The sequence below is a fragment of the Achromobacter sp. GW823-FHT04E03 genome (genome assembly GCF_058796095.1).
Genome location: NZ_JBXAIJ010000001.1, coordinates 1,488,236 through 1,513,550 on the forward strand (window position 1 = coordinate 1,488,236; position 25,315 = coordinate 1,513,550).

Below are 25,315 nucleotides of genomic sequence, written 5' to 3' on the forward strand. Positions count from 1 at the left end.
CCTTGCGGCGGCGGTTTGATCGTAGAATTTGCGGATGAATTTCGATCCGATCCTATTGGGCTATCTGGCGGCGGCCGTCATCCTAGGGGCCATAGACGCCTGGCGCCGAAAGTAGGCCACCCGCAGCGGCCGCGCCCGGCAGCAGAAACGGCGCACTGACGCTACCCTGGCGCCTCATTTCCTCGGCAAGCAATCCCGGCAGCACGTTCTGAGCGCCGCGCTGGCGCATCGACACCTCTATGTTGCGCAGGGGCGTCAGCAACGCCGATTCGCCGAACGGGATTTTCCCCAGCACGCCTTTCAGGAAGTCGTAGCCGCGGCCGGCTAGCAGCGCCCCGGAGTTGCTGTTGTTCACGGCAGATCCGACCGGCTGGGCCTGCATGTAGCTGCCCACCCGACCGACCGCGCGCAGTTGTGAGATTTCCGCCGGACTGAAGAACTGCCCCAGTTTGCGATTGCCGATGGCGTTGAGCGCCTTGTTGTAGGCTGCCGCGCTGAACTTGCCAACCTCGTCGGCCGCTCCGTTCAGAGCCTTGCCCTTCAGGTAGTCGACCAAATGATCGCGCACCGCGCCGACCGCATATTGATTGTCACCCAGCCCGCGACGCAGCGCCGCCACGTCAGCGGCTGTAGCCCCTTTCCCGAGGATGAAGCGATTGACGAACTGGTCGGGCGTCGCGGTCCCTTCGAACACCGCGCGCAGCGCCGGGCTCGCCTCGACGTTCTGCATCATCGCCCGATTGGCGGCGCGCGCCTGGTTGAACGCGGCGATCGCCTCTTCGCCAAGCTGTGGAGCCCCGGGCGCGGCGGCCAGGTTGCCCGGGTTGACCGCACGCGCGCCGGCCGCGCCGGTCTGCTGCCCCAGACCCAGAACAGGCGTGTTGTCCAGCTCGTTACGCACCACGCCCAGCGCCATGCGCACCTGGCCATCAGAGGATGCCCGTTGCAGATTGCCCATGGCTGTCTTCAGCTGCTCGGCATAATCGACGGTAAACGGCACTTCGCCGCTGGCTATCCGGTTAAGGTGGTTGCGCACGTCCGCCGGTAGCGCGCCGCCGAGTAGGCGGTCATCCAGGGCCTGCGCCGTGCGGGTCGTGAAGGAAGCGCCATCAAGTGGGAAGCTGCGACCCGCGCTGTCACGCGCGTTCGAGTACAGCGCGCTGACGTTGCCGCGCTGTGCGTCCAGGTTACGCGCCAGTGCCCCGATGGCGGCCTCCCCTGCATCGATTGCCTCCGGCGCACGCGCTGCCCCTGCTTCGTTCAGGCGATTGATCAACGTGGCGTTGTTCTCGTTCTGCATGCGCGGCAGGCCGGCCAGTTGGTCGTCGGCGCTGTTGGCGGCGATCTTGGCCAGATTCTGCTCGCGCGTCAGCTGCACGGGATCCAGCGTAATCGACCCACGTGTCGGCGTCGCGCCGACCGCTCGGAAGTCCGCCAGGCGGCGCACAGCGTCCGGGCGTAGCTCGCGGCCCGTGCGCAGCGCGGCCTCCATTTCCGCGCGCAGCCCCCGGGCCACGTTCGCCGGGATCGTGGACAGGTCGATGCCTGCCTCATCCATGAGCCGATTGAAGCGGATATCGAGATCCGCCGGCCGGGTCGCCATGCGCGTCGCGGCGTTGCGCGCGCTGTTGGCTAGGCTGCTTCCGGCCATGACCGCGCCGCCGCCCAACAGGCCGCCGGCCAAGGATGCGCCGAACTGCCCGAGCGCGCCGGCCCCGTTCTCGCGGGCCAATCCGCCCAGCGTGCCAGCACCGGCTGCAGAGCCTAGCTGCACACCCGGATTTGCAGCCAAACCCGCCATGACGCTTTGCCCAAGACCTGCGGTGCTGGCCGTGGGCAACAGACCACCGGCCGCCGCAGCGCCGCCACTTGCCGCTCCCAGCGCACCCATCATGCCGCCGGCGCCTGCCATGAGCCGCGCCGCATCGCCTACGATGCGCTCCTGGCGCCCCTGCGGTTCAGGCAGCCCCAGCGTGTCGGCCAACGAGGCCATCGTGCTGCCAGACGAGGTAGCGGGCGGTAGGCCCAGCATGTTTGCCGCCGGGTTCACCACGTAATGCCGCAGCGGCTCGGTCACCAGCTGAGATGCTTGGCCCAGGCCCTCCAGGCCATACCGCGCCGTCAGACCGAGCTGCCGCGCCCATTCGGATGGCGAGCCGATGCCGTCGAAGAATCCCCTTTTCTCGGCCGCAGGTGTCGCTGAGGCAGTTCCGCCCATTTCCACGCGCAGTACCCCATCCGGGCCGCGGCTCGTTGTCGCGTCGCCGGCCCCGGCTTGTTGGCCACGCGGCGGCTCCTGCGCGGGCGCGGCCGGCATCGCGAACTGCTGGTTCAACTGCTCCCAGGGGTCCGCCTCTTGGCGCGCCGGCGCCGCCGTCTGCTGGGAGAACTGGCGGTTCAGCTCGTCCCACGGGTCATTCTCTTGTGCCATGCCTGCCCTCACCTTCTGGATGTAGCCCCGGGTTTCGGCCGGCGCATTCTCGATGCCCTTGCGCTGCAGGTTTCCGATGCCCCAGTTGTAAGCGGCCAGCGCGCTGTCCAGGCTGCCCGTCTGATCGATCATGTCCCGGTACATCCTGGCCGCGCCGCGGGCAGACTGCGGCAGGTCGTTGGGGTCCGTCACACCGTACTGGGCGGCGGTCGGGTCCATGAAGCCGAAATGACCTTTGGCACCCGCCGGCGAGAGCATGTTCTGCCCACGACTCGACTCTGCAGCCCAGACGCTGTCCAGCAGGCCGGCCGGCAGCCGGTACTGCTCTTCGAGCGAGGCAAACAGGGGCTGCGCCATTACCGGCGCTCCTGAGGACGATACGGGGCCAGAATCGGGTCGTTCCATATCGAACCCTGGATCTTGCGCCACTCGCGATCAACCCGCGCCAGGTCGCCCGCGCGTTGGGCCAGCGGCAGAGCCGCCTCGTAGTACTGGGCTTTGCGCATACGCTGGTTGGCCTGCGCCTGCGCGAAGTCGACGATGAAACGGTTGGCGGCCGGCGTGTTGGACAACCGCGCGAAGGTCTGGGCAGCGCGCTGCGCATCGCCTTCGGTCTGCGGCCCCTTCTGCAGCATCAGCGCGTTCTGCAACCGGTCCATGGCGACGGATTGGAAGCGCTGGGCGTCGGTGGCGTACTGCGCGACCGATTCCGGCGCGATGCCTAGGCTGGTCAGCATGTTCGCCGCGGCCGCCTTCGTCTCCGTACCCCAGCCCGTTTCCAGCGGAATGGAGCGGAACGCCGCCAGGCTGCTGGATAGGTCCGACGCTGCCTTGCCGTCATCCAGCGCAGGCCGGTAGCTGTTCGTCAGCCAATCGTTGTTGATGCTCTTCGCGGCGTCCTGCGTTACCGGGCCCGGGTTGTAGCCAAGGCCACCAGTGCGGCCCGGTTGACCACCACCGCCAGCGGCCGGCGCTTGGCCGGACAACGCCTGCGCGAGCGCGGCGCGTGGCATGGAAATGGTGCCGCCGCGCCCGTCAGGGACCTGCACGATATCGAGCTGCGCGCCAGTCAATTGCTGGTCACGGTTCTGGGCGATGTTGTAAGGCAGTTGTGCCGCGGCGATAGCGCCGGCCCGCGCGCCCTCCGCGCCGGCGTTCGCCGCGCTGTAGCCAGGGATCGGTAGCACCGAAGGCGAGCCATCCGGCCCGTAGATGACCTGCATGCCCTCGGCCACCTTGGGCACGAACTCCATCTGGCCTGTCATCGGGTTGCGATAGGTGGCGCCAGCCTCGCGCTTCGCCCCTTCGTTCGCATACTTGAGTTGGTCCAGAAGGTCCGGGCCGCCCAGGGCCTTGAGCATGGTCACATCTTGCAGGCTGAGCGGGAACGCACTGCCGCCGACGCCTGCCGTGCCCGGCCCACCGGCCGGGGCCGCGCCCTGGCCGCCAGGGGCCCCACCGAAGCGGGACGACAGAAGAGACTGAATCCCCCTCTGCTTCGCCGCGTCCTGCTCCAGCTTCCCGATCTGCGCCTGGCGGTAGGCATTCTGCATTTCGAAGTCTCGGGCGTTCTGCATACCCTGCGCCGCGCCCATCATTCCTGACGCCAGCGCCGGCCCGAATGCGCCGTAGTTTCCATTCGCACCCGAAAGCAGCCCGGCGCCCATCCCCAGCAGGCCCATAGCCATGGGATTGTTGCCGTCGTTGGCATAGAGCGAATCAAGTAGGCCAGCCATATCAGAACCCTCCCCGGAACAGATTCACCGCTGGCGTGAAGCCGTTGCCCGCACCTTGTGGGGCAAAGAGCTGGCCTAGCATCGCCTGGTTCGCCTGCGGCGCGGCCAGGACTTGCCCAGCAGGAGCCGCGGCCGCGCCATTCAATTGCTGCAATTGCTGGTTCAGCGTGCTGAACGCGCCGATGTCGCCGCCATAGATGGCCCATTGCATCTGGTCGTACAGATTCTGCCGCTGCTGGTCGGGCGTCATCTGAGGGGCCACCTGTGCGGTCTGCGGGTCAGCTTCGCCCATCACGCCGCTGAGAAGTCCGTTCATCGAAGACCTCCAAGAATTTGATCGAGCAGCCCAGAAGTGCGGCTGACTTGGCGCGGCGCCATCTGAGGGGCAAACCTCGAAAACAGCCCTTGCATGTTGCCCGGCGCGCTGCCGCCCATCATGGGCATGGCCTGTTGAGGCTGTTGCTGCTGCTGGCGCTGCTGCCCCATCATGTTCTGGCCCAACTGCATTGCATCCATGGCCGAGAACGGGCTGGCGGCCGCTGCCGTGCCGCCAAGCGTGGCAGCGCTCGTTCCTGTCGCGCCCATGCCCATGCCGGCCGTGCCCGTTCCCAGGCCCTGCATCAGCGGGCTGGCGTAGGCGCCCATGGTGTTGAAGGTGCCGGTACCCAGCGCGCCCATGCCGCCAGCCCCCAGGCCCGCCCCAGTCCCTGCCCCTGCGCTGCCGGCCGCGCCAGCGCCGCCAGCACCGCCCATCCCTGCTGCGCCGGCCAGCGCCGGAGCCGCAAACATGCTGCCGATCGCGATGCCGACCGCATCACCCGGCTTGTCCCGAATCACGTCGCCCACGCGATCCACAATCGGGATCTGGCGCACTGGGTTGATCGTCTCGTCGATACGATCGAAGGGGGTCATGATCTTTGACCCTACCTTGTTCGTCAGTTCCGGGATCTTGTGGCTGGTCAGATCCACCCACTTGTCGCCCAGCCCGCCCGGCAACCACGCCAGTGGATCCGTCCATTTCTGGATAGGCGCGCCGATCGCGCCGAGGATCGATTCGTTATTGCCAGAATCGAAAAGTCCGTCGAGAAGTCCCATTGCCGCCCCTTATCCGAACAGACCGCCGAGCAGGCCAAGGCCGCCGCCAATTGCCGTGCCCCATGGGCCAAACATCGAGCCCAGGCCCGCCCCGCTCATCGCCCCACCCAGCGCGCCCGCCGTGCGGTTGACCTGGTTGGGGTTCGGCCCGACCTGGTTCTTCGCCACGCCGCCGCCGGTCGCTCCCATGATCCCGCTAGCGAGCAGTTCCATCTGCTGGTACGGCTGGTTGGCAGCCTGTTGCCAGCGGGTCAACGCGTCGTTGAGCTGGCTCTGGCTGTAGTCGCGCTGGATATCGCCGATGCCCAGCAGCGCCTGGTAGTCCTGGTAGTCCGTGTTCGCGAGATTCGGGGCCAGGCCCATCGCCTGAAGTTGCCGCTGGCGCTCGGAGTTCCAGAGCGAGTCCCCTCGCGAGAGCTGGGATTCGGCCAGTTGCGCATTCCGGGCGAGATCCTGGCCGGCCATGGAAGCGTTGCGGTCCAGATCCTGCCCAGCCAGTTGGGCATTGCGCGCCAGGTCCTGCGCCGAAATCTGGCGCTGAATGTCGTAGTCCTGCATGCGCATGCTGCTGCTCGCATTCGCCAACGCGTCGCCAAGAGCGCGGTTCTGCGTGTCTTGCGTCTCCTGCATGGCCGAGCCACCGAACGCACCCGAGTTGCGGAACTGGGCCAACGTCTGGGCGCCCGTGCCTGCCGCGTAGTTGCGCGCGATATCGCCCTGCGTCTTCTGAATGGCGTTGTCCAGGTAGGCATTCGGCCCTGCGTAGGCATTGGCCTGGCCCATATAGGCGTTGCCCTGCCCCATATAGGTGTTCGCCTGCCCCGTGTACGGATTGGCCTCGGCGCCGCGCATGTACTGGCCCTGCAACGTCGAAGTCAGCCCCTCGCGCGCGGCGTTGATATCCGGCGAGCCGTTCAGCGCTCGATCCCGGATGCCGTTCATGGCCGTGGTGTGGTCCTGATTCAGCCCCGCCGTAAGCTGGCCGCCGTATTGCGGCGTAGGCTGCTGGGCGAGGTTGTAGGACCAGTCCATGAGCCGTTCGGCATAGGGCCGCACGTAGTCGGGCAGCTCCACCCGCGTCGTGGTCGTGCCACCGCCACCGCCGCCCTTGAACGCCGGCCGGCTTCGGCCAAAAGAAAAGCCCCGATTTCCGGGGCCTTGGTCCTGCGGGTCGTAGAACCCGCCATCGTCGCGATATCGACTCATATGTCACACCTCACCACTTGATAGGCCACATGGAAGCCCAGGCGGCACCAGAGCCTGGCCACGGCCGGCGGGCAGTACCCCTGGATCTTGGTCGCGCCCCGCTCCTTGAGCCAGGCTTTCAGCTGGTCCACATCGCCCGCACGCGCAAACAGGCGCCGGCCACCCGTAGCAATGAAATTCGCCACACGGTAATTGGGGTACTGCATGAATTCGATGGCAATGGCGCCCACCAGCGCGCCTTCGTCGACCACCAGGACCAGCTCAGCCTGGCGGGCGGTGATCAACAAACGCAGTTGCGACAGGTCCAGCTCTCCCTCGCCCTTCGAGAGCGCGGCGTTCAGCATTGGAGCGACCTCCGGCCAGACCGTATCCAGGCGCGCCGGGTCGAAATGGGTAAGCGTGCGCATCAGTTCCCCGTCAAAACGCGGTTTTCCCGCCAGGTGCCGGGCGTGCCGTTCGCCACGCATACCCAGCCGATGACGACATAGCGCGCGCCGGCCGTTCCCGTCTCCACCGGCGCCACGTTGCGGATGAAATCGCCCTGCTTGTACTCGCCCGCAGTGGGAGGCGCGGCCAGCGCGTTGTATGCGGCCGAAATACGCCCCTCGGCCAGGTTGTTGACCTGCATGGCCATGCCCGACCAGAGACGGGAAATCGCGAAGGTCAACTGCTGCAGGTAGCTGACGCCGTCCTTCGCGGACGGGAGATTCGAGTTCACCGGGATTTTCATCATCGCTCCCCGTCCGGTTGGACGCGCGGCTGGTACCCGATCGCCTCGGTGTTGCCCGTGAAGGTCATCTGCGCCCGGTGGAAGCGCGCGGACCGCAGCACATCGAACTTCCCATCAGCCAGCACGCTGGACACGCCATACTCCAGATCCGTGCCCACGCCGCTGTGGTGGAAGGTCTGGCATGCGCCGGTCGTCGGGTTCAGGGCGAACCGCAGCCGGATGCCCTGCAGGGTCGAATACTGCCAATCGTCCCCGAAGTCCCCCGTCATCAGCATGGAGTCCTCGCCATCGCCCGTAAGCGACATCACCTTGTGGTTGGTGTCGACGATGGCCGGTACGATGGATGCCGCCAGCCAGAAGGGCGAATCGTAGGGGATCAGTGGCAGATCCTCATAGGTGCTGTACCGGTCGCCCAGCGTGTCGTAGGTGATCTGCGCCGACGCATAGTCGATGACCGCCTCAATGCTGCGGTTCGCCCGGCCCCACTGGTTGCGCCGGTAGTTGTAGACGATGGCCGAATCTATCGAGCCGTCAGCGCTGGAATTGGACGGGTAGTACCAGATGACCAGGCCGCTGATCGGGTCATGCTGCCCGATGACATGGTAGCGATAGGTCTGGTTCAGGTCGCGGAAGAACCACGACTTCACCGAATCGCCGATGGCCTGCGGCCGCGTGCCGTCGAAGATGTAGAAGTTGTCCCAGCCGATGAACACATGCGCCGTGCCGATGGACACCACGCATTCCTGATTGGTCGCGCCGATTTCGCCCGGGACCATTTGCCACGCCCAGACGACGGGGGGCCCCTGGTAGCGGCCGATGTACATGGACCGCTCCTTGTAGGCGATCATGTCGCTGCCCAGCGCGCGGCCGGCGCGGATCTCGCCTGGCGAGTCCAGCAAGCGGCCCGTGGCGCACTGCGATGCGATCGCGGGCGTCCAGACCGTGTGATCGTAGATGCCCGAGCACCACCAGCGATCCGGGCTATCCCCATAGGTCGCGTCATCGGTATTGAACGCGAACACGAAGCCCTGCGTCACCTCGATGATCTGGGCCTTGGGCGCGCCGGCAATGTCCGAGAAGGCTCCGGCCACGCTCTGCTGGATCGGATCGGCGCTGTTGCTGGCCAGTGTGGCGTTGCCGAACTGGGCGAAGCGCCAGCGGTTGTCCGTGATCGTCGTGTACCCGCCACCGCGCGAGACGTCATTCCAGGCGAACGCCACGCGCTCATATAGCCGGTTGCTCGTGCCGACGATCAGGCGCTTGGCGTTGTCCAGGCGCGTCACCGCGGCGGCGCCATGCACTGCACCAGGCAACGCCGGCAGACCCGCATCGACCGCCTTGGGCGCCGCGCGCATGCCCTTCGTGCCCGGCACCAGCATCGAGCAGTCGGTGATGACGCCCGGCGTGGTCGGATCGAGGTCTGGCGCGAAGCCGATAAAGGGAATCACGACCGAATCTCCAGGGAGCCACCCGAGAATCGGGCCTTATCGCTCGAAGCTTGCAGATCGCCCAGCGCGACCTGGAACAGCGCCCGCCACGTTTCCATGCGGGGATCGTTCTTCAGGTACGGCTCTGCCTCTAGGAGCGAGCCGTACAGGTAAATGTCGGGGCCGGTGGCCAGCAGCCAGTTTTGCGGCGCGGCGTCCGTCAGCGCCGGGATGCGCGCGTAGTAGGTGTATCCCAGCTCGACCGTGTTGGCGATGCGCGATCCCACCACCAGGTCATTGCCGCGGATGGTGTAGAAATCGCCCTCGTAGCGGCCCATGCCGCCGCTGCGTTCCTGCATCTGGTCGCTGGTGACGAAGCGCAGGGGCGCCCCGTCCACCGTGGGCTCGCCGCGCAGCTCCAGCCAGTCCGCCGGAAACGCGTTCACCGGCCCGGAAATCGTCTGCGTGACGGTCGTTTCCATCTGGCGCACGCGCAAATTGCGGTTCAGCCGTGTCTCGGCCAATGTGATCAGGTCCGGCGCCACGATAGCCATGTCGGTACGGCTCAGCCAGCGGCCGATTGCGGCCTGCAACTCGGCGTAGTTCGTGATGCTCATACCCGGCCCCCATGGACGCGGAAGGCGGCGTTCTCGGGGTCGTTCACGCACTCGCGCAGCAGGCGAACGTCCTGCATGACCGCGTCGAAGGTGACGCCGCGCTTCTGCGCCCAGGCGTTCACCACCACGATGGGGATTTCCGCCACATGGCGGTCGCCGTTGGCCGCGCGCGTCTGACCAGAGGCGGCCAAGTCGTGCGCGAAATCGACGATTTTCTCCACGTCGGCCACGGTCTGCAGCCCGATCTTGCCGTCTGCCTTGTGGAAGATGGTCTGCGTGCCGCGCGAGGCGGAAAGGAGGTGTTTTTCCATAAAAAAGGCCCCCGGTTATTGGCCGGGGGCCTTCCTTCAGGGTGGGTTTATGCCACGGTCAGGTCGCGCACCGCGAAGTTGCCAGCTTCGTTGTCACACTTCAGCGTCCACTCGGTGTTGACCATCTTCTTGATGTTGTCGCCCGTCTTGGCCAGCTCGATCGACTTGAACGGACGCAGTGTCAGCACTTCCCACATGGTGGGGTCAATACCGAACACATCGCGCCCACGCTGGTGGCGGCTGTTGACGACTTTGTAAATGCCGTAGTCACCCTCGTACACGCCGATGGTCGCCGTCAGTTCCTTTTCATTGATGGCGTACTGCTTCTGAGCGCCAGCATTGAAGCCACTGAATGCGCCGCGCTGCGCCTTCGGGAGAAACAACAGCGTGGGATTGCCACCGCTTTCCCATGCCTTCGCCGCAGCGTCGATCAGCAGTGCCTCGGTGAATGCGCGCTGCGTGCCGTCCGTCGGTGCGGTGTTCGTCACCGGATCCGGGTCTACGCCATCGCTGGCCTTGTTGGTGTTGGTCTTGATGAAACCCAGCGCCCCACGCGACTGCGGCGCCGTGGCCGCGGCGGCAGCAATGGAGGTCGTGTTCTGCAGGCAGGCGAAGTCGATGTCCTTTTTCAGTTCGATCATCTTCTTGATGTCTTGATGGGACACTTCCGACTTGCGGCCGGCCTTGTTGACGACTTCCTGCGTGCCGGTGACGGCGAACGTCTTCTCGGAGATCTGCGTGCGGTTGCCCAGACGGATCGTCGGCGTGATCACCTGCGGGGTCGGCTCGTTACCCTGCACGACCTTGTTGTTGGACGCAGGCTCCAGCGCCTCAGTCTGCCATTCCTCGTACACGGCGGTGGCTTTGCCCTTGCCGATGGACGAGACGAATGGGGTGTCTTGGGGCGAGATGTTGTAGATCTGATCCGAGAGCGCTTCGCGGTTGCCGACCGCGTCGAAAGTGGCGAAAGAGTTGGCGAGTTTTGCCATGATTACCTCACTATTTGGCGGCATTCCAGAGCACGGCCATTGCCTCGAGAGAGGGCTTATTGGCGAAGCTCTTGGCTGCCTTTTGCACGGTGGTGGGAGGGACAGAACGGGTCTGCGGGGCCGGTTTCGGCGCCGCCTGCACCTTCTTGAGCGCCTCGGGCTTCTTCGCCTGCAGTTCGCGGTACTTCATCGCGTCATGCAGCACCCGAATATGGCGCGGGTCGGTGATCGTCGACATTTCCTCGGGGGAAAAGCCGTAATCCCGTCCGGTCACGTTCAATTTCTGAACCAGTTCTTTGCCGAATCCCGGTATCGCGGTTGGCCCCGTGGAAAGTTCAGCCGCCGCTTGCTGTTGAGCAGCCCGGAAAGCCTGGCTTTGCTCTTGAGTGCGGGCCTGCTGGACATTCTGGAGATGGGCGGCCAACCCATCCCGCTGCTGTCGGGCCATCATCAATTCGCTCACCGCGCTGCTGTAGCCCACCGGGTCGTCGTGGCGGTTGATCTGGGCGATGTTCGCCTCCAACTGCTGGATGATCCGGTGTTGCACCTGCAGCGCGCCGAACTCCTGCGCGTACTGGTGAATCTGCTGGAACTGCTGCTGTACCCGCTCGTTGAACGAATCACGCTCACGCGCCAATTCTTGCGTCTTGTGCGTGTAGTCCTGGTTGCGCATGTAGCCGGCCTTCAGCTCGGCCACCGGCGCGGAGAACTTTTCACCCGAGCCCGTTTCCCACTCGATGACCTGTTCATCCGACAACTCCCCTGCGGGTTGGTCGTCGGTACCGCCGTCAGGGTCGCCCTGCGGGTCTTCCTCCTGCTCGTCGCTGGGCTGGCCTGCGCTGTTCGCCTCCCCTTCGGGTTGGGCGGGATCGCCTTCCGGCAGCTCGGTGTTATCCGGCTGCTCCCATTGATCTACAAGCTGCTCGATGGTGGTGGTTTCGTCCATTGCAAATACCTCGTGAGGTTTGACTCCGACAACAAAAAGGCCCGCTATCTGCGGGCCAATCGGTTGGTCTTTCTACGGGCCGCCATCAAAGGCCGGCGGCTTGCCCAAGAAATCATTGGTGCTGCGTCCCGTCGCTGTACGTCGCCAGCGCGTCGCCCGCGGCCAAGCGGATACCGCCGTAGCGGCCGGCGTGCACGCTCTCGGCGGCGTCGGGATGGGCGGCCAGGGTGACAACGATGCCCAGCACCATGGCGGCGTCCTCGTGCCGGGCGATGAACGCGCCCAGCGGCTCGGCCGGCACAGGCGCGGGAGGCGGCACCACTGGCGGCGCCGGAGGCTCGACAGGCACAGCGACCTCCACCGACTCCTGCGGCGCCATGGCGGCGTCCTCGTGCTGCGCCAGCGGCGTCTGGGTCTGGTCTTGCGGCTCGGCGGCCGGGATTTGCGGTTTCTTAGCCACGGAAAAACTCCTTTGCGCGGGCCAGAGCGTTCTTCCGCTCTTCCTCGGCCTTCAGATGGGCGGAAACCAGCGCGCCAGTCTCCATGTGGGTCTTCAGGGCCAGTTCGAACTTCTCGGCGACCTTGAAGAAGCGGAAAAGGTGCTCGCGGCCCTCGGTGTCGCGTGCGGGCGATGCCTGCCAGGCGGCCAGAAGCTCCGCGCGAATGTCCGCCAGCGCATCCACCACCAGCGGGTCTTCGAGGATCAGCCGCGCGCGCTCGGCGCGGGCCAGATCAATACTGTCCTTGTGGTCCATATCCGGGGCTCATGAAGGTTTGGAACGTGTCGCGCCGTTCCTGACGGTCCTTGCGCTCCTGCTCGTCGGCGGCCGTGGCGGCCTTGACCAGAGAATCGCGGTTCTTGATGCCGAGTTCTTCCTGCTTCTGCTGGAGCTCCAGCATCTTGATCTGCAGTTCGACCCTCTTGGATTCCAGATCGATCTGCTTTCCCTCCAGCATCGCCTTCGCCTTGACCTGTTCGGCTTCGACAAGGGCCTTGGCCTGCACTTCCTCCGGCGACGGCGGCGGCGGCTCCTTCGGCTTGGCGTTGGCCGGGTCGGTGAAATACAGCTCGGCGCCCTTGATGCCCATCGCCTTCATCAGTTGCTGCAGGGAGTGGTAGACGTTCGTCTCGTCGGCCAGGCTGGAGCCCGCGCCGATCGCCTGCTGCTGCATGGCGATGACCTGCTGCCACATCGCGACCTGCTCGGACTTGTCACCCGTGCCCAGCCCCACGTTGATGGTCACGTCCATCTCGTGGGACCACTCGCGCGGGTCGAAGGCCACGAACTTGTTGCGCAGGCGCACCACCGCGGCCTTGTCCTGGTACTGGCACACCAGGCGCAGCACCAGGCGATACAGATCCTTGACGCCCGTCTCGGCGAAGATGCGGGCGATCATGAGCATGCGCTTATCGCCCTTGCCCATGATCTTGGTGACGCCAGTGGCGGTCTTGTTCAGGCTGTCGGCGTCCAGGCCCTGGTTGTAGCGGGTGACGCCCGTGCGCGCCTCGCGGCGGCTGTCCATGAACTCGATGCCCTGCAGAGCTTCGCCGGAGACGTTCGTCGTCTGCAGCGGGCCAGCAGCGTTGAGCTGCTTCATGCGAACGACGCCGCCGATGCGATTCGAAAGCAGGTCGTCCAGATTGACCTGGCCATCGATCGCGAAGGTGCGCGGGTTGTTCGCCAGGTACAGCGAGTCCAAATACTGGCGCTGGAGCGCGGTGTTGGTCGTCTGGATCGGCGCGACCGGGTCGGCCAGCGCCATGCCGTAGACGGAATGCGGGATAGGAATGGGCGTCAGCAGGCAGTAATCCGGGCCATCGTCCGCCTCGACGTTCTTGAGCGTCTTGTTGCCGCCGCGCAGCACGTAGCGCCACTCCGCGACGCCGTCGCCGTCGAAATCGGCCTTGATGTAGCCGCAGAACAGGACAACTTCCTCGGTGGACTTGTCGACGCTCTCGGGCTCGCCAAAGCGCCAGGTGCTGGATTCATGCTCGGCGCGCTCCTTGAGCGAATCGCCCGTCTCCAGCACGCGGTAGTCGTAGTCCTGGACCTCGTAGGCCTCCGCATGGTCGATGCCCATCTCGACCAGGTCGGAGCGGGTGAACGGCCGGATTTCGCCCTGGAGGATGGCGTCCGCCTGCTTGGTGGCGCGCTTGGAGATGATGAAGGTTTCCGGCCGCACGCCGTCGATGCAGACCTTTCCCGCCGGGCGCGTGACCTTGATCTCCACGTCGTAGAGCATCTTCGGCGGCTGCTCCAGCATCTGCTGGACCTGCTGCGCCTGCTCGGGCGGCATGCTCTGCATCTGCTGCATGGCGTCCTGCCGCTGGGCCTCGTCGGCCGGGTCCGGGCGCTCTTCCTGCGCGACAATCTCGACGCCCTCGGCATCCAGCAGCATCGTCAGCTGCTCTTCGGTCAGGCCGCGATACCGCTCCTTCTTGACCGATTTGCCAGCGTTCCAGTAGGCCCGCACGATCCCCAGCTTGGCCAGCAGCGCGTCCTTGAACCAGGTGTTAAACACCAGGAAGCCAGGATTCTGCTTACGCACGATGTGGTTGATGTAGTCGGTCGCCTGCTCGGCCCCCGGCTCATCCTCCGGCCCGCTCGGTTCGAACTCGCCGATGTTGTCGCCGGCCAGGAAGATCTCCAGCAGGTCCGGCAGCACCGATTCAACCGTTTCGAACACGTCCCAGGAAACGACCTGAGAGCGCCCCTCGACCTCATTGCCCAACGGCAGGCCGAGGTAGTACTGGTAGTTGCGCTCGCGCTCGCCGCGGATCGCGGAATCCTGCCAGAAGACGGACTGCTGGACCTCGTCGTCCACAAGCCCGTCGAAGGTATCGTCGTCCATCTTGTCCATCAGGCCAGGCCCAGGTTCGGGTAGTTGAGGGCGCCGCCCCAGGTTTCATTGGTCATCCGGTCGGCATTGATTGCGATGTAGCGCAGGTTGTCGGCGCCGTGGCTGAATTCGTCATGCAGTGGCGCGCCCGGCTCGTTGGTCTGCTGGTTCACGCTGCGGCGGTAACGCTTGGCGCACTGCACGATGCGCGCGGCCTTGGTCTTGTCGAAGTACATGCGGGGAAACGCCATGCGCGCGGTCCGGATGCCATCCTCGACGGACATGCTGGGCGTGATATCGACAGACCAGCCGAGCGCCTCCATGATTTCCTGGCTGCTCTTGCCGGTCTTGAAGTCCTTGTTGCGGCCGTCGTGCGGCAGGAACATCGTCCCCCAGTTCAGATTGCGCTTGCGCAGCTCCGCCGAGTACCAGTCGAGCGTCTTGTGGCTGTCTTCCAGGGTCTCGATGACGCGCAGGTCGGACAGGCCCCGCTGGACCAGGGAGATGAACATGGCATCGTTCCAGCCCAAGTCGACGACCACGTGAACCTTGAGCATAGGATCGTAGGGGACGTTGGTAATGCGGCCATGCTCCTGCGCCGCGGCCATCTCGTCGTAGTAGATGGCGCCGGCCACGGCCGGCAGGCACTTCCCTTCCCAGATCTGCGGATAACCCTTCGGATCGCGCCGCAGGCATTCCAGCCGTTCCTGTTCCAGCACGTCGGGGAACCAGGGGTTGTCGGAATAGTTGATCTGGACCACCACCGCGTTGGGCGGCGGGTCCAGCACGAAGCGGCTGTAGGTCTCGTCCGATTCCAGCTCGGGATTCAGCGAGATCCAGATCTCCGATCCTTCCTTGCGGATGGTCGGAATCAGGATGTCCCACGAGCGCTTGCTGACCTTGTGCGCCTCTTCCACCCAGACGACGTCCACGCCCTCGTAGGACTTGATGGACTCGACGGTATGGTCGGCCAGGCCGGCGAACAGGAACTCCGTGCCGTTGGCCCCGCGGATCTCATTGTTCTGGACCACGTAGAACCAGCCCAGGCCGATCGCCTCGATCTGATCGGACAGCAGCTTGTGGACCGAGTCCTTGATGGACTTCTGCACTTCGCGCGTGCACAAGATGCGCAGCTTGCGCTGGGCGCCGAGTGCCAGCAGCGCGCGAGCGAACGACCAGGACTTGGCCGAGCCTCGCCCACCGTGGGCGACCTTGTACCGGGCTGGCTCGAAAAGGCATTGCAGCTTTTCGGGGAACTCCAGCTCGGGCAGGTCGCGGGCGCCCATGTCATTCCCCAGGGCGGCGGAAAGCAATCCGCAACGCCATGTTGATGGGCTTCTCCGGGTCGCCGCCCTCGATGGGCTGGACGGACTTGCCGTAGGCGCGGTCCAGAAGCTCCTTGGCAGCGGCCACTCGCGAGGCGGACGGCTGCTTCGCTCCCTGCATGATCTTCACCAGGGTGGCGATCGCGTCGGGCCCGTGCTGCTGGGCCAGGGCCTTGATTTCCGACGTAGCCTTGTTCAAGGAGCCCCTGGGCCGTCCTTTCCCGGCATTGCCCCTATTTACGCCTTCTTTAGGCGCGACTTTCCCCCCAGCGGCGGGAGGATTCGCGCTGGTTGGTTTCGTGGCCATGGCTCTTCAAGTAAAAAGCCCCCGCCTCTGGGACCACCAGAGAACGAGGGCTGCAATGAAAAACGCCCGCCAACCTCTCGGTTGCGGGCGCACTTTTCCAGACTTGGCGCAATGCTACTGCCGAATTTCGCCGTTTGCAAGTCTCCATGAGGCGGGCGGGTAGACATCAGCCTCGTCCAGCAAGCCGGCGTCGACGCACCCCGCCGCCAGCCTGCCACGGGCTTCCTCCCAGAACTCGGCCAACTGCTCCGGCGTCAGGCGGGCGTTGCGCCACACGCGCGGGCCTACCCGGTTGGCCACGTGCAGCTCCACCGCCACCCGGTATTCCCAGCTGGGCAGCTTGTCGATCAGGTGGTCCATGGCCCTGGCCTTGATGGCGCGCAGGCGGCTGGCGACCACGTCGTCATCGTCATGCACGTTACCGGCTGCCGGCCTGGCGTCCCGGAACATCGGCGAGCAGCGCGCATCGCCCAGGTGCGGGCGCTGCGCCGCCGTCCAGTGGTACCAGGTGGTCAGCAGGTCTTCCAGCGTTTCGCGGAATGGGTTCTGCATGATCACTCCCCTCCCCGCCGGCCGCCCGAGAGCGAGGGCGTCTTCGGCTGGGCCTGCAGCGCGCGGTCGCCGTTCAGGCGCAGGCCAACCGACGAGAGGCTGAGCGCCGGGCGCGCCATGGCGTTGGTGGTGCGCGGGCCGGCGACGAATACCGGGATGTCCAGCCCGCTGAGTGCCTTGGGCTTCTGCGGGCGGCTGCGGGTGCGTTGCGGCTTCTCCTTGGGCAACGGCACGATGGCCTCGGCCTGGCCGTAATGCTCCAGGCCGCCCTTGATCGTGGCTTCCAGCCAGCGATTGAACGCCTGGCGTGGCGTCTGGCCGGTGTTCATCACGTCTGCGGACTGGCAGCGCCAGACGCCGCCGATGAGCTTGATGTGCGGTTTGTTCATGCCAACCCCTTCCCGCCGCCTTCGGCATGGATGTGAAAGCAGAGCCAGAAAACACTCAGGCTCCAGTTGCTGAAAATGTCCGGACGGCGGAATACAGCGCGCGGCCACCAGTAGAACCATGCACGGCGAAAGCGCCCGCGCCTTGCGCTCATTCCCATGCAGATCCTCACGCTTTGCGCTCCTGTTCCACCGCCCAATGCAGGATCGCCAGGGCGTCGGCGTCGTTGTCGGTCTCGGGCCGGAAGCCGCGGGCATTCGCCTCGGCGACCATGTCGGCCTTCTTCGCCCGACCGCTGCCGGTGAAGCTCTTCTTCACGGTGGCCAGATTCACGCCGATGGCGTCCACGTTGAAGCTGTCGCACACCATGTGCGTGATTGCCTGGAAGGCCCCGTAAGCGTGGGCGGCGTCCCAGAGGGGCCGGCCCTTCACCTCATGGCGGATGACCAGCTCGTACACCACCTGATGGACTTGGCCCTCGCGGATCGTCTCGGTCAGCCAGGCGCGATACCGGGCCCACTTCTGCCCCTCCGACCAAGACTTGCGCGGGGTGAAGTCCTGCGTGCCATGACCGATCCGACCGTCGCGCCGGCGCAGCGCGTATCCCGTCTTCGTGCCCAGGTCCAGCGCCAGGATGCAGACGTTGACCGCAGCGGCCGGCGCCTCGGGTGCGAACAGGCCGGCCTGGGCAGCGTCCAGCCCAAGAGGCCGGGTCTGCACGCGCGCGAAGCTGTCCGGCGCTTCCTGCATGCTCGCCAGCGTTCCCGCCATGGGGTCGTAGGATTCGGTGGGGGTGAGGTTCATGCCAGGGCTCCGATCATGTCCATGGGTTGGCGACGCTTGTCGCTGGTGAACTGCAGGCTTTCGGCGTGGCGCCAGAGGTTGATCCGCCCTTCCCACTCGCCGTGGCGGTTCTTGTCGCAGATCAGCATCGCGTCTGGCAGGTCGGCGGTGTCGGCGGATACCTCGCCGTCCTTGCGCAGCTCGGCTTCGGCGATGCGCTCCTTGCGCTTGTTGCGCCAGACAGTGAGCATCTGGTCCACCTGGTCGACGATGGCGCCCGAGCCCTTGGCGGCGAACTTGCCCGGCACCTGGTCCTCGTCGGCCTGTTTCTTGGCGTGGTGCACCAGGTGCACGTGGATGCCGAGGTCGCGCGCCAGCGTGCACAGCATGTCCACGAAGTCCTTCTGGCCGTTGTGGTCGTCCTCGCCGCGGACGCACTTCATCAGGCTGTCGATGACCATGTGGCGCACCTTCTTGCGGTCTGCGCAGTACCGTGCGACGGCGTAGAGCATGGGCGGCGTTACCGTCCCCTGCTGGTCGTACAGCCACAGGCGATCGCGCGACCAGTCGATGAGGCGGTCGACGGCCTGCACGCTGGGTCGCCCGTTCATGGCGGTCTGGCGCAGCATGCGCTTCAGGGTGGACTGCGGCTTCATTTCGAACGAGGCGATGCAGACGCGCTCGCCTTGGGTGGCAAAGCCGATGCAGGCCTGGCCCAGCAGCTCGGACTTGCCGTGGCCGTTGATGCCCTGCCACAAGGTCACCTCTCCAGCGCGGAAGCGCAGCAGGTCGTGCGTCTTGGCCCACGGCAGCTTCGCGCCGGTGAGCTGGTCGCCATGCTCCACCGAGCGGACCAGATCGTCGCGCCACGCCTCGGCGGCCAGCACCTTGGCCTGTGGCTCGGTTTCCTCCATGTACGCCCGGAAGTCGAAATCGTTGGGGGTGAGAATCTGGCTCATGCGGGGTATTCCTCGGTTTCTTGCGCCGGGTGCCAGACGATCAGGCCCCACGGGCCGGAGGCGATGACCTTGGCCGGCGAACAGTCCGACACCTGGCGCATCAGTTGCAGGGCGCGCCGGCGATTCGGCGCGAGGATGTGGACGGTCAGGCCAGCGACGACACGCAGGTCCAGCAGCGCCGCGTTCTCGCCGTCGTAGATGTGGATCTCGGGCAGGCCAACCCAGCGCCCGTTCGTCATCCGGCCGATCTGCGCATCGGGGTGCGTGAAGCTGCCGCACTCGACACCTTCCGGCACGCAGGACACCCAGACGTCGGCAGGCTGGTAGCCCGCCATGCGGGCAGCGATGAGGGATTGATGGCCGATCACACTGCCCCCACCCATGGCTGCTCACCGGCCGCGCCCGACAGCAGGCTCAGCGAAGCCGGCGGCATTTCATCCTCCCAGCGGCGGCCGTTCAGGTACGTAGCGGGCGCTGGTTCGAAACCGCGTTTCCACTGGTCCGACTCGCACATCGCTTCGACGTGGGCCACGATCTGGTCGGCAATGGACTCCAGCCCGTGCCGTTTCCAACGCTTGCAGCAATCCGCTTTGTCGACCTTTCGCGGTGAGCGTGGCCAGGCATCCCAGAATCGAACGAAACCGGGTGGCACGACCGGCACGTCGGCGCCAGCCGACAGAGTGGTTTCTTTCTTCCCTTCCTTATCCCTTCCATTCCCTTCCGGGGGTGAGGACTCGACGAGCACTCGACGAGGCAGACTCGAATCTTCGGGTTTGTAGGGGGGGTGCTTGAACGTTGGGCGGTCGATTTTCTGGTGATGCCAGCCCGTAACATGCAGGAAGTCCTTGTTTTCAAAGGAGTAATAGACGATCAGATCATTCACCGACAACTCGTCGAGCAGTTCCTGAATGCTCGACGAGGTAATGTCGTCTCCTGGGAACACATTGGCCTTGATGGTCTTGGCGCTGGCCACGTGGTTGCCCGCGTCGTCGCAGAAATTCCACAGGCCAATGAACAGTAGTCGAGCCATCGGCGAGCAGTTCATCACCTGTTCGCTGGTCCAGAACTCGGGCTTGATGGTGCGGATGCGGGCCATTACGCGGCCTCCTTGAACTTGTCGCTGTTCGCGGCCATCTTCCGGGCGCGCACGGGTTCCCACCGCGTGTATCCCCAGTTCCAGGTGGCGCGCTTGATTTCGCGGTCGATCCCGCTCTGGTCATAGAGCGCGTGGCAGAAGTGGCAAGCGGGAACGGTGAAACGATCGGGCACCTTGAGGCCCATGCCCTTCCCTTCGTTCTGGTGCGCCGGTACGACCGTGGGGTCGTCCTGGTAGCTCTTGCAGCCGGGGAAGTTCAGGTAGCAGCACTCGCCGCGGCACGCGGCCAGGTACTTCGGTTCGTGGCCGGCGCGCTTCTTCGGTGCGCGGCGCTTGATGGAGGCACGCTGGAGGGGTGCCTGCCGCTCAATACCGGCGGCGTAGGGGGTGGGCCGCCGGAATCCGGTGGCGCGCAGCGGGGTCTTGCGCTTGAGTTCGGAGCGGCGAAGCATCAGCGCACCCATCCCGGGATATCGTCCGGCCCAGACCAGCGCACGCCGCGCTCGGAGCCGAAGGCATCGATCAGGTCGATCAGCTCGCTCATCTTCCGCTGGCTCATGCCGCTGGTGCTTTCGCCCAACATGACGAAGCCACCGCGCAGGCCGGCGGCCAGGCGCTGTTCCTGGTTCAGGCTGGCCGTGAAGATTTCCTTCCAGGCCTCGGCCGACAGCCGCTCTTCCACACCGTTGACGGGCCAGCGCAGTTGGCGCGCTACGTCGTTCAGCATCGCCCACATCTTGGCGTTCAGCGACAGCTTGCGCGTGGGCTCGGCCGGCGGCAGGAAGAAGAAGCCATCGGGCGCCGCATCGATCGCCTGATGCGCGCGCTGGCGTGTCCGGGAGTTCAACGGGTAGCGCATCAGTGCCTCGTCGAGAATGCGGTATGGCGGCCGATCACCAGGAAGGCCTCCCGCAGTTGGGGATTAAGGTCTTCGCGCAGCATCATTTCCTCGTATGCCTTGACGCGGTCCCAGCCGTGCTGACGCAGGGCTTCTTCGAAAGCGCGCTTGGTGAGGGCCAGGGCTTCGTCATAGCTCATGCGGCCCTCTGGGCGATGACTTCTTCCATGATCGTCAGCCGGCCCAGATGGTTCAGGTACTGGCGGATGGCGTGGTTGCCCACGGCTTCCTCGAAGGCGTCGATGCAGTCGGCTGGCAGGTCCAGGCGCGGCCGCTTCTTGTTGTCCAGCGGCTCCGGGTGCAGGTAGCTGCTGACGTGAGGCGCGTACAGGCCGCACTCTTCCGCCAGGCTGCGCTGCGTCATATTGGGCCGGGCCCGATGTTCCCAGGCGAGGCGCACGGCCTCGCGGAAGGTCTTGCATGCCGCCACAGCAGACAGCGGCAGGAATCGCTTTCCGGCAGGCGCCGGCAACGTACTGGCGCCATATACAACTGCGGGATGGGTGTGCACTTCGCTTCCTTTTAGGAAAAAATCATCGGGTTACAACGTGAGTTACAGCGTGGACCAGGGCAAAAATCTTTCGTACCGACAACCCGATACGAACGACATGACCGAAACCGAAAAGCTGCTGAACAACGCCCAGGACATCGCCCGCCGGGCCTTCGTGGACCCGAGCGAGGCCGCGGTGCTGGCCATCTTTGATGAGCTGCGCGCCGAGCGTGACCGCATGGCGTGGGCGACCGAGGGGCGCGAGAGCGCGACGGTGCATTGATGAGGTCATTTCTTGACCAGCCTCTTGATACGCCGGTAAGCGCGCCACAGGATGGCGGTAGCGATCACGGCGTAGCCCATGAAGACGGCGGCAATGAGCGCCAGCAGGAAAAGGATCAGGTCCATCTACGCCGCCTCCTGCTGCACCGGCGCGGGGTCGGCGCGTTTACGTCGCCCCACTGCGCGCAGATGCAGCCGACGCAGCTTGTCGCCCGTCGTCCAGCGCACCTCTTTCTGGGCGCCAGACGCGAGCGCCGCGATGGTCGGCTGCGAGCAGTCGACGCGCCTGCCGATCTCGACCTGGGTCAGTCCGGAGTCGAGAAGGTCTTGAATGAGCGTTTTCCAGTCCATGGCACGAAGAGTATAGGCTGTCCTATGTTTTGTCAATAGGCCATCCAATGCGTCCCTGTATAAGAATCCCTATATGAGCAAAATAGACTTCGCCAAACGCCTGAAAGACTCCCGCAAAGCGGCCGGACTGAGCCAAGCCCGGGCGGCCAAGCTTGCGGGAATCACGCAGCCCACGCTGTCGCAACTCGAAAACGCGGCCTACGAGCAATCCGTGGCTGTTGTTGACCTGGCGACCGTGTACGGAGTCAATCCGACCTGGCTGGCAACGGGCAAGGGGTTGTCAAACGCCACGGCGAAAACCAAGGAGGTTCTGCAGGAAGATGCATACGACGGTGAGGTGGGGAGGATTCCATACTGGGACGCACGCGGCTCATGTGGAGGTGGCTTTCTCAACTATGAGCAGCTGCCTGTGGGACATCTAGTCAAAGAAGCGTCGTTCTTCAAAAAGTACAGCCTGTCCCCTGCTCATGCTGTAGCGATTTATGCAGATGGCGACAGCATGTCGGATTTCATTGTCGACGGCGATATCGTGATCTTCGATACGTCCAAGACGGAGCCGCGGTCAGGAAAGATTTTTCTGATCGAACACCCGGACGGGCTGCGAATAAAACAGTTTCGCCGCGAGCTTGACGGCACCTGGTTGTTGGAAAGCCGCAACCCCGACAAGCGGAAATACCCCGATGAGCGGGTCGAACCCGACAAGCTGGAGTTCCTGAAAATTCAAGGTGAATTTGTTTACCGCCAAGGAGGCTAGGTTGAAGCGATTTGCGCTTTGCGTACTGACTTTGGGGCTACTCGCTGGCTGTGCGACACAGCAGGCGAAGATCCGCGTCGAATCGATTGCCGACCCCGCAGCCCAGCAGATGCGACGATTTGTGCTCGTTTCAGGGGTCCCCAACGTCAACAGTGGGAATCTGGAGTTTCGGGGGTATGCCGAGCAAATCGGCAGAGAAATGACACGCCGAGGCTACACCCAAGTACTGTCCCCCACGGATGCTGATGTCGCCGTGTTTCTTCAGTATCAGACCACCGGCCCCCACACCAGCACCAGCACATCTGTCATGCCTCTCTGGGGGCAAACTGGATACTCATCGTCCCAAACATATGGAACCATCGATCAATTCGGCGGTTATTCCGGGACCACCACCTACACGCCAAAGTACGGCATCACTGGGTACATGCCGATCACCAACACCAGCGTCTATTACGTGCACGGCCTGCGCCTTTCAGCCTATGACATGCGCATGCTGTTCAAGGGGACGAACCATGAGGTTTGGAATGCAACGGCCACCGGCATATCCTCAGATACAAATCTCCGAGACGACTTCTGGGTTCTGGTCGAAGCGATAGGACCATTTATCGGTCACACACAATCGGCGTCGACGGTCATCGTCAAGCCAAAAAGCAACTGAACTCCCAGCGCCGCCTACAGGGCGGCGTTCTGTTACATAAAAATATAGGCCAACCTATTGCCAACAAATATTGGCTGTCCTATAGTTTATCCCACGCACTCACCACCCGGTGAGCAGACAGGGAGAAAGCCTTGAAACACGAGATCAAGAACCGCTACACCGGCGCCGTGCTGTTCACGGCTGACGTGCCTGAGGGCACCGAGAGCGGGCTGATTGCTCGTGTGGCGCTGGAGCAGGCAGTAGAAGCCCGTGCCAACCTGGACGGTGCCAACCTGGACGGTGCCAACCTGCGCGGTGCCAACCTGGGCGGTGCCAACCTGGACGGTGCCAACCTGGACGGTGCCAACCTGCGCGGTGCCTACCTGGGCGGTGCCAACCTGGACGGTGCCAACCTGGACGGTGCCAACCTGCGCGGTGCCTACCTGGGCGGTGCCAACCTGGACGGTGCCAACCTGGACGGTGCCTACCTGCGCGGTGCCTACCTGGGCGGTGCCAACCTGGACGGTGCCTACCTGGGCGAGCTCAGCAACATCTGGGGCGCCAGCGGAAACCTACGCGAGATCAAGGCTCTCCAGTGCGACACGTGGCCCGTCGCCTACACAGCCACGCACATGCAAATCGGCTGCCAATTCCACACGCTGGAGCGCTGGTGGTCTTTCACCGATGAGCAGATAGCCCGCATGGATTCGTGGGCGCTCGCGTGGTGGCAGAAGTGGAAACCGGTGCTGCACACGATCGTCACGATGTCGCCGGCCGTTCCTGGCACGGAGAAACCTGTCGAGCAGCAGGAAGCGGCCTAACCCCCACCCCGCCCCGGGTGCCGGGGCAAGGAGACATCCATGTCCATCATCTTCGAAGCGACCACCGCCGAGCAGGCCATCAGCACGATGGAGGCCTATGGCGGCACGTTCATCAAGCAGCTTGCGCACCTGTGGTGCGTGGCTGACCCGGTCAACCGCGGCCGCCTGCAGCTGGCCTTCCGCGCTGAGTTCGACAAGTACGCCGAGGACGCCAAGATCCTGAAGCATTACCAGGGCATGGCGCGCGAGGCTGAGCTGGCTGCCAGGAACTGATGCCATGGGTGCCTATCACGCACAACTGATGGACGACCTGCTGCGGGTCGCGCCGCCTCACTCTCTGCCGCATGAGCCGGACGAGGACGCGCCCACGGTGACGAAGGCGCGCGCGGTGGCCTTGGTGGTGGCCTGCCTCGCCAACGAAGAGCCGACCGCCTTTGGTCTGTCCGCCAAGGACTGGGCCGAACACCTGATGAACGAGCTGGCCGACAACCAAGGCGCGGTGCTGCTGGTGCTGCTGATAGGCGCCAGCGTGCCGAGCGTGGGCGAGTTCCTGGCCGGTCATCTGGGCGACTGCATCGAGGGCTTAGCCAACCGCCAGCTTGCCGAAATGGACCCCGAGGAAGCGGAGGCCTGCAAATGATCGGCTTCCTTCTCATCGGCGTGCTGTGCCTCTACGACGCGATCGTCGACTGGCGGGCCGGCAAATGACCGCCACCTACGCCATCTGGGGCCTGTGCGGCCTGTACCTGATTGCCTTGATAGGCGACGAAATCGCCGCGCGCCGCAGGAGAAATGTATGACGACGAATCACACAGAGGGGCCGTGGAGCCTCGAAACCGTCCGCACATCTAGCGGCGTCTGCCATAAGGTTGGCCCGTTCCCCGGGCGGCGAGAGGACGACAAGCCGCGCCACGCTTGTCTATACGCGGACTATCCCAGCGAGAGCAACCCGGCCGACCAGGAACTGCTGGCCAACGCCCGCCTGATCGCCGCCGCGCCGGAGCTGCTGGACCTGCTGAGCGCGCTGGAATGCGACATCAACACCCTCGTCTACTGCTACGAGCGCAAGCCCGATAACTTCGGTCGGGCCGTGGCGGTTGCCAAAGCGGATGCCGAGCTCGCCCGCGCGGTCATCAGCAAAGCCCGAGGTGCCCAATGATCCGCCGCCTCCTGCGCGACCGCGACGCGCGCCTGTCCGCGTTCATCGTCGCCGCTGTGCTTACCGCCCTGGTCTTCGGCTACGGCGAGCGCCAGCAGCGCGACGAATCCACCCTCACCGCCTGCGAAGGCTGCGGCAAGACCGCCGTGGCCGCGAAACAGTAAACCCAACCACGCCCGGCCGAG

General features: G+C 64.9%; 36 protein-coding genes. 8 read left to right on the plus strand and 28 right to left on the minus strand.

All coding sequences use genetic code 11. The features are described from left to right. Positions 1–82: 82 nt before the first annotated feature. The 27 genes from AC1RHV_RS06930 to AC1RHV_RS07060 all read right to left on the minus strand — a co-directional run bounded on the left by AC1RHV_RS06930 (position 83) and on the right by AC1RHV_RS07060 (position 21,147). The gene (locus AC1RHV_RS06930) at positions 83–2,788 is read right to left on the minus strand and encodes a lytic transglycosylase domain-containing protein (protein ID WP_492300184.1); all 2,706 of its coding nucleotides are present in this window, start codon (positions 2,786–2,788) and stop codon (positions 83–85) included. Continuing rightward, the gene (locus AC1RHV_RS06935) at positions 2,788–4,167 is read right to left on the minus strand and encodes a hypothetical protein (protein WP_492300186.1); all 1,380 of its coding nucleotides are present in this window, start codon (positions 4,165–4,167) and stop codon (positions 2,788–2,790) included. Before AC1RHV_RS06935 ends, AC1RHV_RS06930 begins: the two co-directional genes overlap by 1 nt. A gap of 1 nt (position 4,168) precedes the next feature. After that, on the minus strand, positions 4,169–4,483 hold the full coding sequence (locus tag AC1RHV_RS06940) for a hypothetical protein (RefSeq protein WP_492300187.1): 315 nt from the start codon (positions 4,481–4,483) through the stop codon (positions 4,169–4,171). Continuing rightward, positions 4,480–5,262 (minus strand): hypothetical protein, encoded by a 783-nt coding sequence (locus AC1RHV_RS06945; RefSeq protein WP_492300189.1) that lies wholly within the window; start codon positions 5,260–5,262, stop codon positions 4,480–4,482. Before AC1RHV_RS06945 ends, AC1RHV_RS06940 begins: the two co-directional genes overlap by 4 nt. A 9-nt stretch (positions 5,263–5,271) precedes the next feature. Then, on the minus strand, positions 5,272–6,468 hold the full coding sequence (locus AC1RHV_RS06950; protein ID WP_492300191.1) for a hypothetical protein: 1,197 nt from the start codon (positions 6,466–6,468) through the stop codon (positions 5,272–5,274). Continuing rightward, positions 6,465–6,875: a GNAT family N-acetyltransferase gene (locus tag AC1RHV_RS06955; RefSeq protein ID WP_492300193.1), complete on the minus strand. Its 411-nt coding sequence runs from the start codon at positions 6,873–6,875 to the stop codon at positions 6,465–6,467. Before AC1RHV_RS06955 ends, AC1RHV_RS06950 begins: the two co-directional genes overlap by 4 nt. Further along, positions 6,875–7,186, minus strand: a complete 312-nt coding sequence (locus tag AC1RHV_RS06960; protein ID WP_492300195.1) for a hypothetical protein — start codon at positions 7,184–7,186, stop codon at positions 6,875–6,877. Before AC1RHV_RS06960 ends, AC1RHV_RS06955 begins: the two co-directional genes overlap by 1 nt. A gap of 11 nt (positions 7,187–7,197) precedes the next feature. After that, positions 7,198–8,646 carry a hypothetical protein gene (locus AC1RHV_RS06965; RefSeq protein ID WP_492300196.1) on the minus strand — a complete coding sequence of 483 codons (1,449 nt, stop codon included), beginning with the start codon at positions 8,644–8,646 and terminating at the stop codon, positions 7,198–7,200. After that, on the minus strand, positions 8,643–9,242 hold the full coding sequence (locus AC1RHV_RS06970) for a phage adaptor protein (protein WP_492300198.1): 600 nt from the start codon (positions 9,240–9,242) through the stop codon (positions 8,643–8,645). The genes AC1RHV_RS06965 and AC1RHV_RS06970 overlap by 4 nt, the downstream gene beginning before the upstream one ends. Further along, positions 9,239–9,553, minus strand: a complete 315-nt coding sequence (locus tag AC1RHV_RS06975) for a hypothetical protein (RefSeq protein WP_492300200.1) — start codon at positions 9,551–9,553, stop codon at positions 9,239–9,241. The genes AC1RHV_RS06970 and AC1RHV_RS06975 overlap by 4 nt, the downstream gene beginning before the upstream one ends. A gap of 47 nt (positions 9,554–9,600) precedes the next feature. Further along, complete coding sequence (locus AC1RHV_RS06980) at positions 9,601–10,542, minus strand: DUF5309 domain-containing protein (RefSeq protein ID WP_492300202.1); 942 nt, start codon at positions 10,540–10,542, stop codon at positions 9,601–9,603. Positions 10,543–10,552: 10 nt separating this feature from the next. Further along, a complete protein-coding gene (locus AC1RHV_RS06985) occupies positions 10,553–11,488 on the minus strand; it encodes a hypothetical protein (RefSeq protein ID WP_492300204.1) in 936 nt (311 codons plus the stop codon). Between the two features lie 112 nt (positions 11,489–11,600). Then, on the minus strand, positions 11,601–11,948 hold the full coding sequence (locus tag AC1RHV_RS06990) for a hypothetical protein (RefSeq protein ID WP_492300206.1): 348 nt from the start codon (positions 11,946–11,948) through the stop codon (positions 11,601–11,603). Next, complete coding sequence (locus AC1RHV_RS06995; RefSeq protein WP_492300208.1) at positions 11,941–12,243, minus strand: hypothetical protein; 303 nt, start codon at positions 12,241–12,243, stop codon at positions 11,941–11,943. The genes AC1RHV_RS06990 and AC1RHV_RS06995 overlap by 8 nt, the downstream gene beginning before the upstream one ends. Beyond that, positions 12,221–14,350: a portal protein gene (locus AC1RHV_RS07000; protein WP_492300210.1), complete on the minus strand. Its 2,130-nt coding sequence runs from the start codon at positions 14,348–14,350 to the stop codon at positions 12,221–12,223. The genes AC1RHV_RS06995 and AC1RHV_RS07000 overlap by 23 nt, the downstream gene beginning before the upstream one ends. Next, positions 14,350–15,615: a PBSX family phage terminase large subunit gene (locus AC1RHV_RS07005; RefSeq protein ID WP_492300212.1), complete on the minus strand. Its 1,266-nt coding sequence runs from the start codon at positions 15,613–15,615 to the stop codon at positions 14,350–14,352. Before AC1RHV_RS07005 ends, AC1RHV_RS07000 begins: the two co-directional genes overlap by 1 nt. A 1-nt stretch (position 15,616) precedes the next feature. Then, the gene (locus AC1RHV_RS07010; protein ID WP_492300214.1) at positions 15,617–15,853 is read right to left on the minus strand and encodes a hypothetical protein; all 237 of its coding nucleotides are present in this window, start codon (positions 15,851–15,853) and stop codon (positions 15,617–15,619) included. Positions 15,854–16,075: 222 nt separating this feature from the next. Continuing rightward, positions 16,076–16,513: a hypothetical protein gene (locus tag AC1RHV_RS07015; protein WP_492300216.1), complete on the minus strand. Its 438-nt coding sequence runs from the start codon at positions 16,511–16,513 to the stop codon at positions 16,076–16,078. A gap of 2 nt (positions 16,514–16,515) precedes the next feature. Further along, the gene (locus AC1RHV_RS07020; RefSeq protein ID WP_492300218.1) at positions 16,516–16,902 is read right to left on the minus strand and encodes a hypothetical protein; all 387 of its coding nucleotides are present in this window, start codon (positions 16,900–16,902) and stop codon (positions 16,516–16,518) included. Positions 16,903–17,068: 166 nt separating this feature from the next. Then, positions 17,069–17,704, minus strand: coding sequence for a hypothetical protein (locus AC1RHV_RS07025; RefSeq protein ID WP_492300220.1), 636 nt, complete (start codon positions 17,702–17,704; stop codon positions 17,069–17,071). Beyond that, positions 17,701–18,642 carry an AAA family ATPase gene (locus AC1RHV_RS07030; RefSeq protein ID WP_492300222.1) on the minus strand — a complete coding sequence of 314 codons (942 nt, stop codon included), beginning with the start codon at positions 18,640–18,642 and terminating at the stop codon, positions 17,701–17,703. The genes AC1RHV_RS07025 and AC1RHV_RS07030 overlap by 4 nt, the downstream gene beginning before the upstream one ends. Continuing rightward, positions 18,639–19,025 (minus strand): hypothetical protein, encoded by a 387-nt coding sequence (locus AC1RHV_RS07035; RefSeq protein WP_492300224.1) that lies wholly within the window; start codon positions 19,023–19,025, stop codon positions 18,639–18,641. Before AC1RHV_RS07035 ends, AC1RHV_RS07030 begins: the two co-directional genes overlap by 4 nt. Beyond that, positions 19,007–19,738: a hypothetical protein gene (locus tag AC1RHV_RS07040; RefSeq protein WP_492300226.1), complete on the minus strand. Its 732-nt coding sequence runs from the start codon at positions 19,736–19,738 to the stop codon at positions 19,007–19,009. The genes AC1RHV_RS07035 and AC1RHV_RS07040 overlap by 19 nt, the downstream gene beginning before the upstream one ends. Beyond that, a complete protein-coding gene (locus tag AC1RHV_RS07045; RefSeq protein WP_492300228.1) occupies positions 19,738–20,202 on the minus strand; it encodes a hypothetical protein in 465 nt (154 codons plus the stop codon). Before AC1RHV_RS07045 ends, AC1RHV_RS07040 begins: the two co-directional genes overlap by 1 nt. After that, the gene (locus AC1RHV_RS07050; protein ID WP_492300230.1) at positions 20,190–20,597 is read right to left on the minus strand and encodes a recombination protein NinB; all 408 of its coding nucleotides are present in this window, start codon (positions 20,595–20,597) and stop codon (positions 20,190–20,192) included. The genes AC1RHV_RS07045 and AC1RHV_RS07050 overlap by 13 nt, the downstream gene beginning before the upstream one ends. Next, positions 20,597–20,776 carry a hypothetical protein gene (locus AC1RHV_RS07055; RefSeq protein WP_492300231.1) on the minus strand — a complete coding sequence of 60 codons (180 nt, stop codon included), beginning with the start codon at positions 20,774–20,776 and terminating at the stop codon, positions 20,597–20,599. The genes AC1RHV_RS07050 and AC1RHV_RS07055 overlap by 1 nt, the downstream gene beginning before the upstream one ends. After that, positions 20,773–21,147 carry a helix-turn-helix domain-containing protein gene (locus AC1RHV_RS07060; RefSeq protein ID WP_492300233.1) on the minus strand — a complete coding sequence of 125 codons (375 nt, stop codon included), beginning with the start codon at positions 21,145–21,147 and terminating at the stop codon, positions 20,773–20,775. The genes AC1RHV_RS07055 and AC1RHV_RS07060 overlap by 4 nt, the downstream gene beginning before the upstream one ends. 97 nt (positions 21,148–21,244) lie before the next feature. Between AC1RHV_RS07060 and AC1RHV_RS07065 the strand changes: the two genes are divergently transcribed. Then, positions 21,245–21,409 carry a hypothetical protein gene (locus tag AC1RHV_RS07065; RefSeq protein WP_492300235.1) on the plus strand — a complete coding sequence of 55 codons (165 nt, stop codon included), beginning with the start codon at positions 21,245–21,247 and terminating at the stop codon, positions 21,407–21,409. A gap of 125 nt (positions 21,410–21,534) precedes the next feature. Here the strand turns inward: AC1RHV_RS07065 and AC1RHV_RS07070 are convergent, their stop codons facing one another. After that, complete coding sequence (locus AC1RHV_RS07070) at positions 21,535–21,759, minus strand: helix-turn-helix domain-containing protein (protein ID WP_306650373.1); 225 nt, start codon at positions 21,757–21,759, stop codon at positions 21,535–21,537. Positions 21,760–21,832: 73 nt separating this feature from the next. On the opposite strand from AC1RHV_RS07070, the gene AC1RHV_RS07075 reads away from it, so the two are divergent. The 7 genes from AC1RHV_RS07075 to AC1RHV_RS07105 all read left to right on the plus strand — a co-directional run bounded on the left by AC1RHV_RS07075 (position 21,833) and on the right by AC1RHV_RS07105 (position 25,294). Then, a complete protein-coding gene (locus tag AC1RHV_RS07075) occupies positions 21,833–22,513 on the plus strand; it encodes an XRE family transcriptional regulator (protein WP_306650371.1) in 681 nt (226 codons plus the stop codon). After that, entirely contained in the window at positions 22,485–23,171 is a 687-nt protein-coding gene (locus AC1RHV_RS07080) for a DUF4136 domain-containing protein (protein ID WP_492300237.1), read from the plus strand. The genes AC1RHV_RS07075 and AC1RHV_RS07080 overlap by 29 nt, the downstream gene beginning before the upstream one ends. A gap of 131 nt (positions 23,172–23,302) precedes the next feature. Continuing rightward, positions 23,303–23,971 carry a pentapeptide repeat-containing protein gene (locus tag AC1RHV_RS07085; protein WP_492300239.1) on the plus strand — a complete coding sequence of 223 codons (669 nt, stop codon included), beginning with the start codon at positions 23,303–23,305 and terminating at the stop codon, positions 23,969–23,971. A 39-nt stretch (positions 23,972–24,010) separates the two neighbouring features. Further along, positions 24,011–24,244, plus strand: a complete 234-nt coding sequence (locus AC1RHV_RS07090; RefSeq protein WP_492300241.1) for a hypothetical protein — start codon at positions 24,011–24,013, stop codon at positions 24,242–24,244. Positions 24,245–24,248: 4 nt separating this feature from the next. Then, positions 24,249–24,611: a hypothetical protein gene (locus tag AC1RHV_RS07095; RefSeq protein ID WP_492300242.1), complete on the plus strand. Its 363-nt coding sequence runs from the start codon at positions 24,249–24,251 to the stop codon at positions 24,609–24,611. Between the two features lie 156 nt (positions 24,612–24,767). Next, the gene (locus tag AC1RHV_RS07100) at positions 24,768–25,130 is read left to right on the plus strand and encodes an XkdD/Y8K6 family phage-associated protein (RefSeq protein WP_492300244.1); all 363 of its coding nucleotides are present in this window, start codon (positions 24,768–24,770) and stop codon (positions 25,128–25,130) included. Next, positions 25,127–25,294: a hypothetical protein gene (locus AC1RHV_RS07105; protein WP_492300245.1), complete on the plus strand. Its 168-nt coding sequence runs from the start codon at positions 25,127–25,129 to the stop codon at positions 25,292–25,294. The genes AC1RHV_RS07100 and AC1RHV_RS07105 overlap by 4 nt, the downstream gene beginning before the upstream one ends. Positions 25,295–25,315 lie beyond the last annotated feature (21 nt).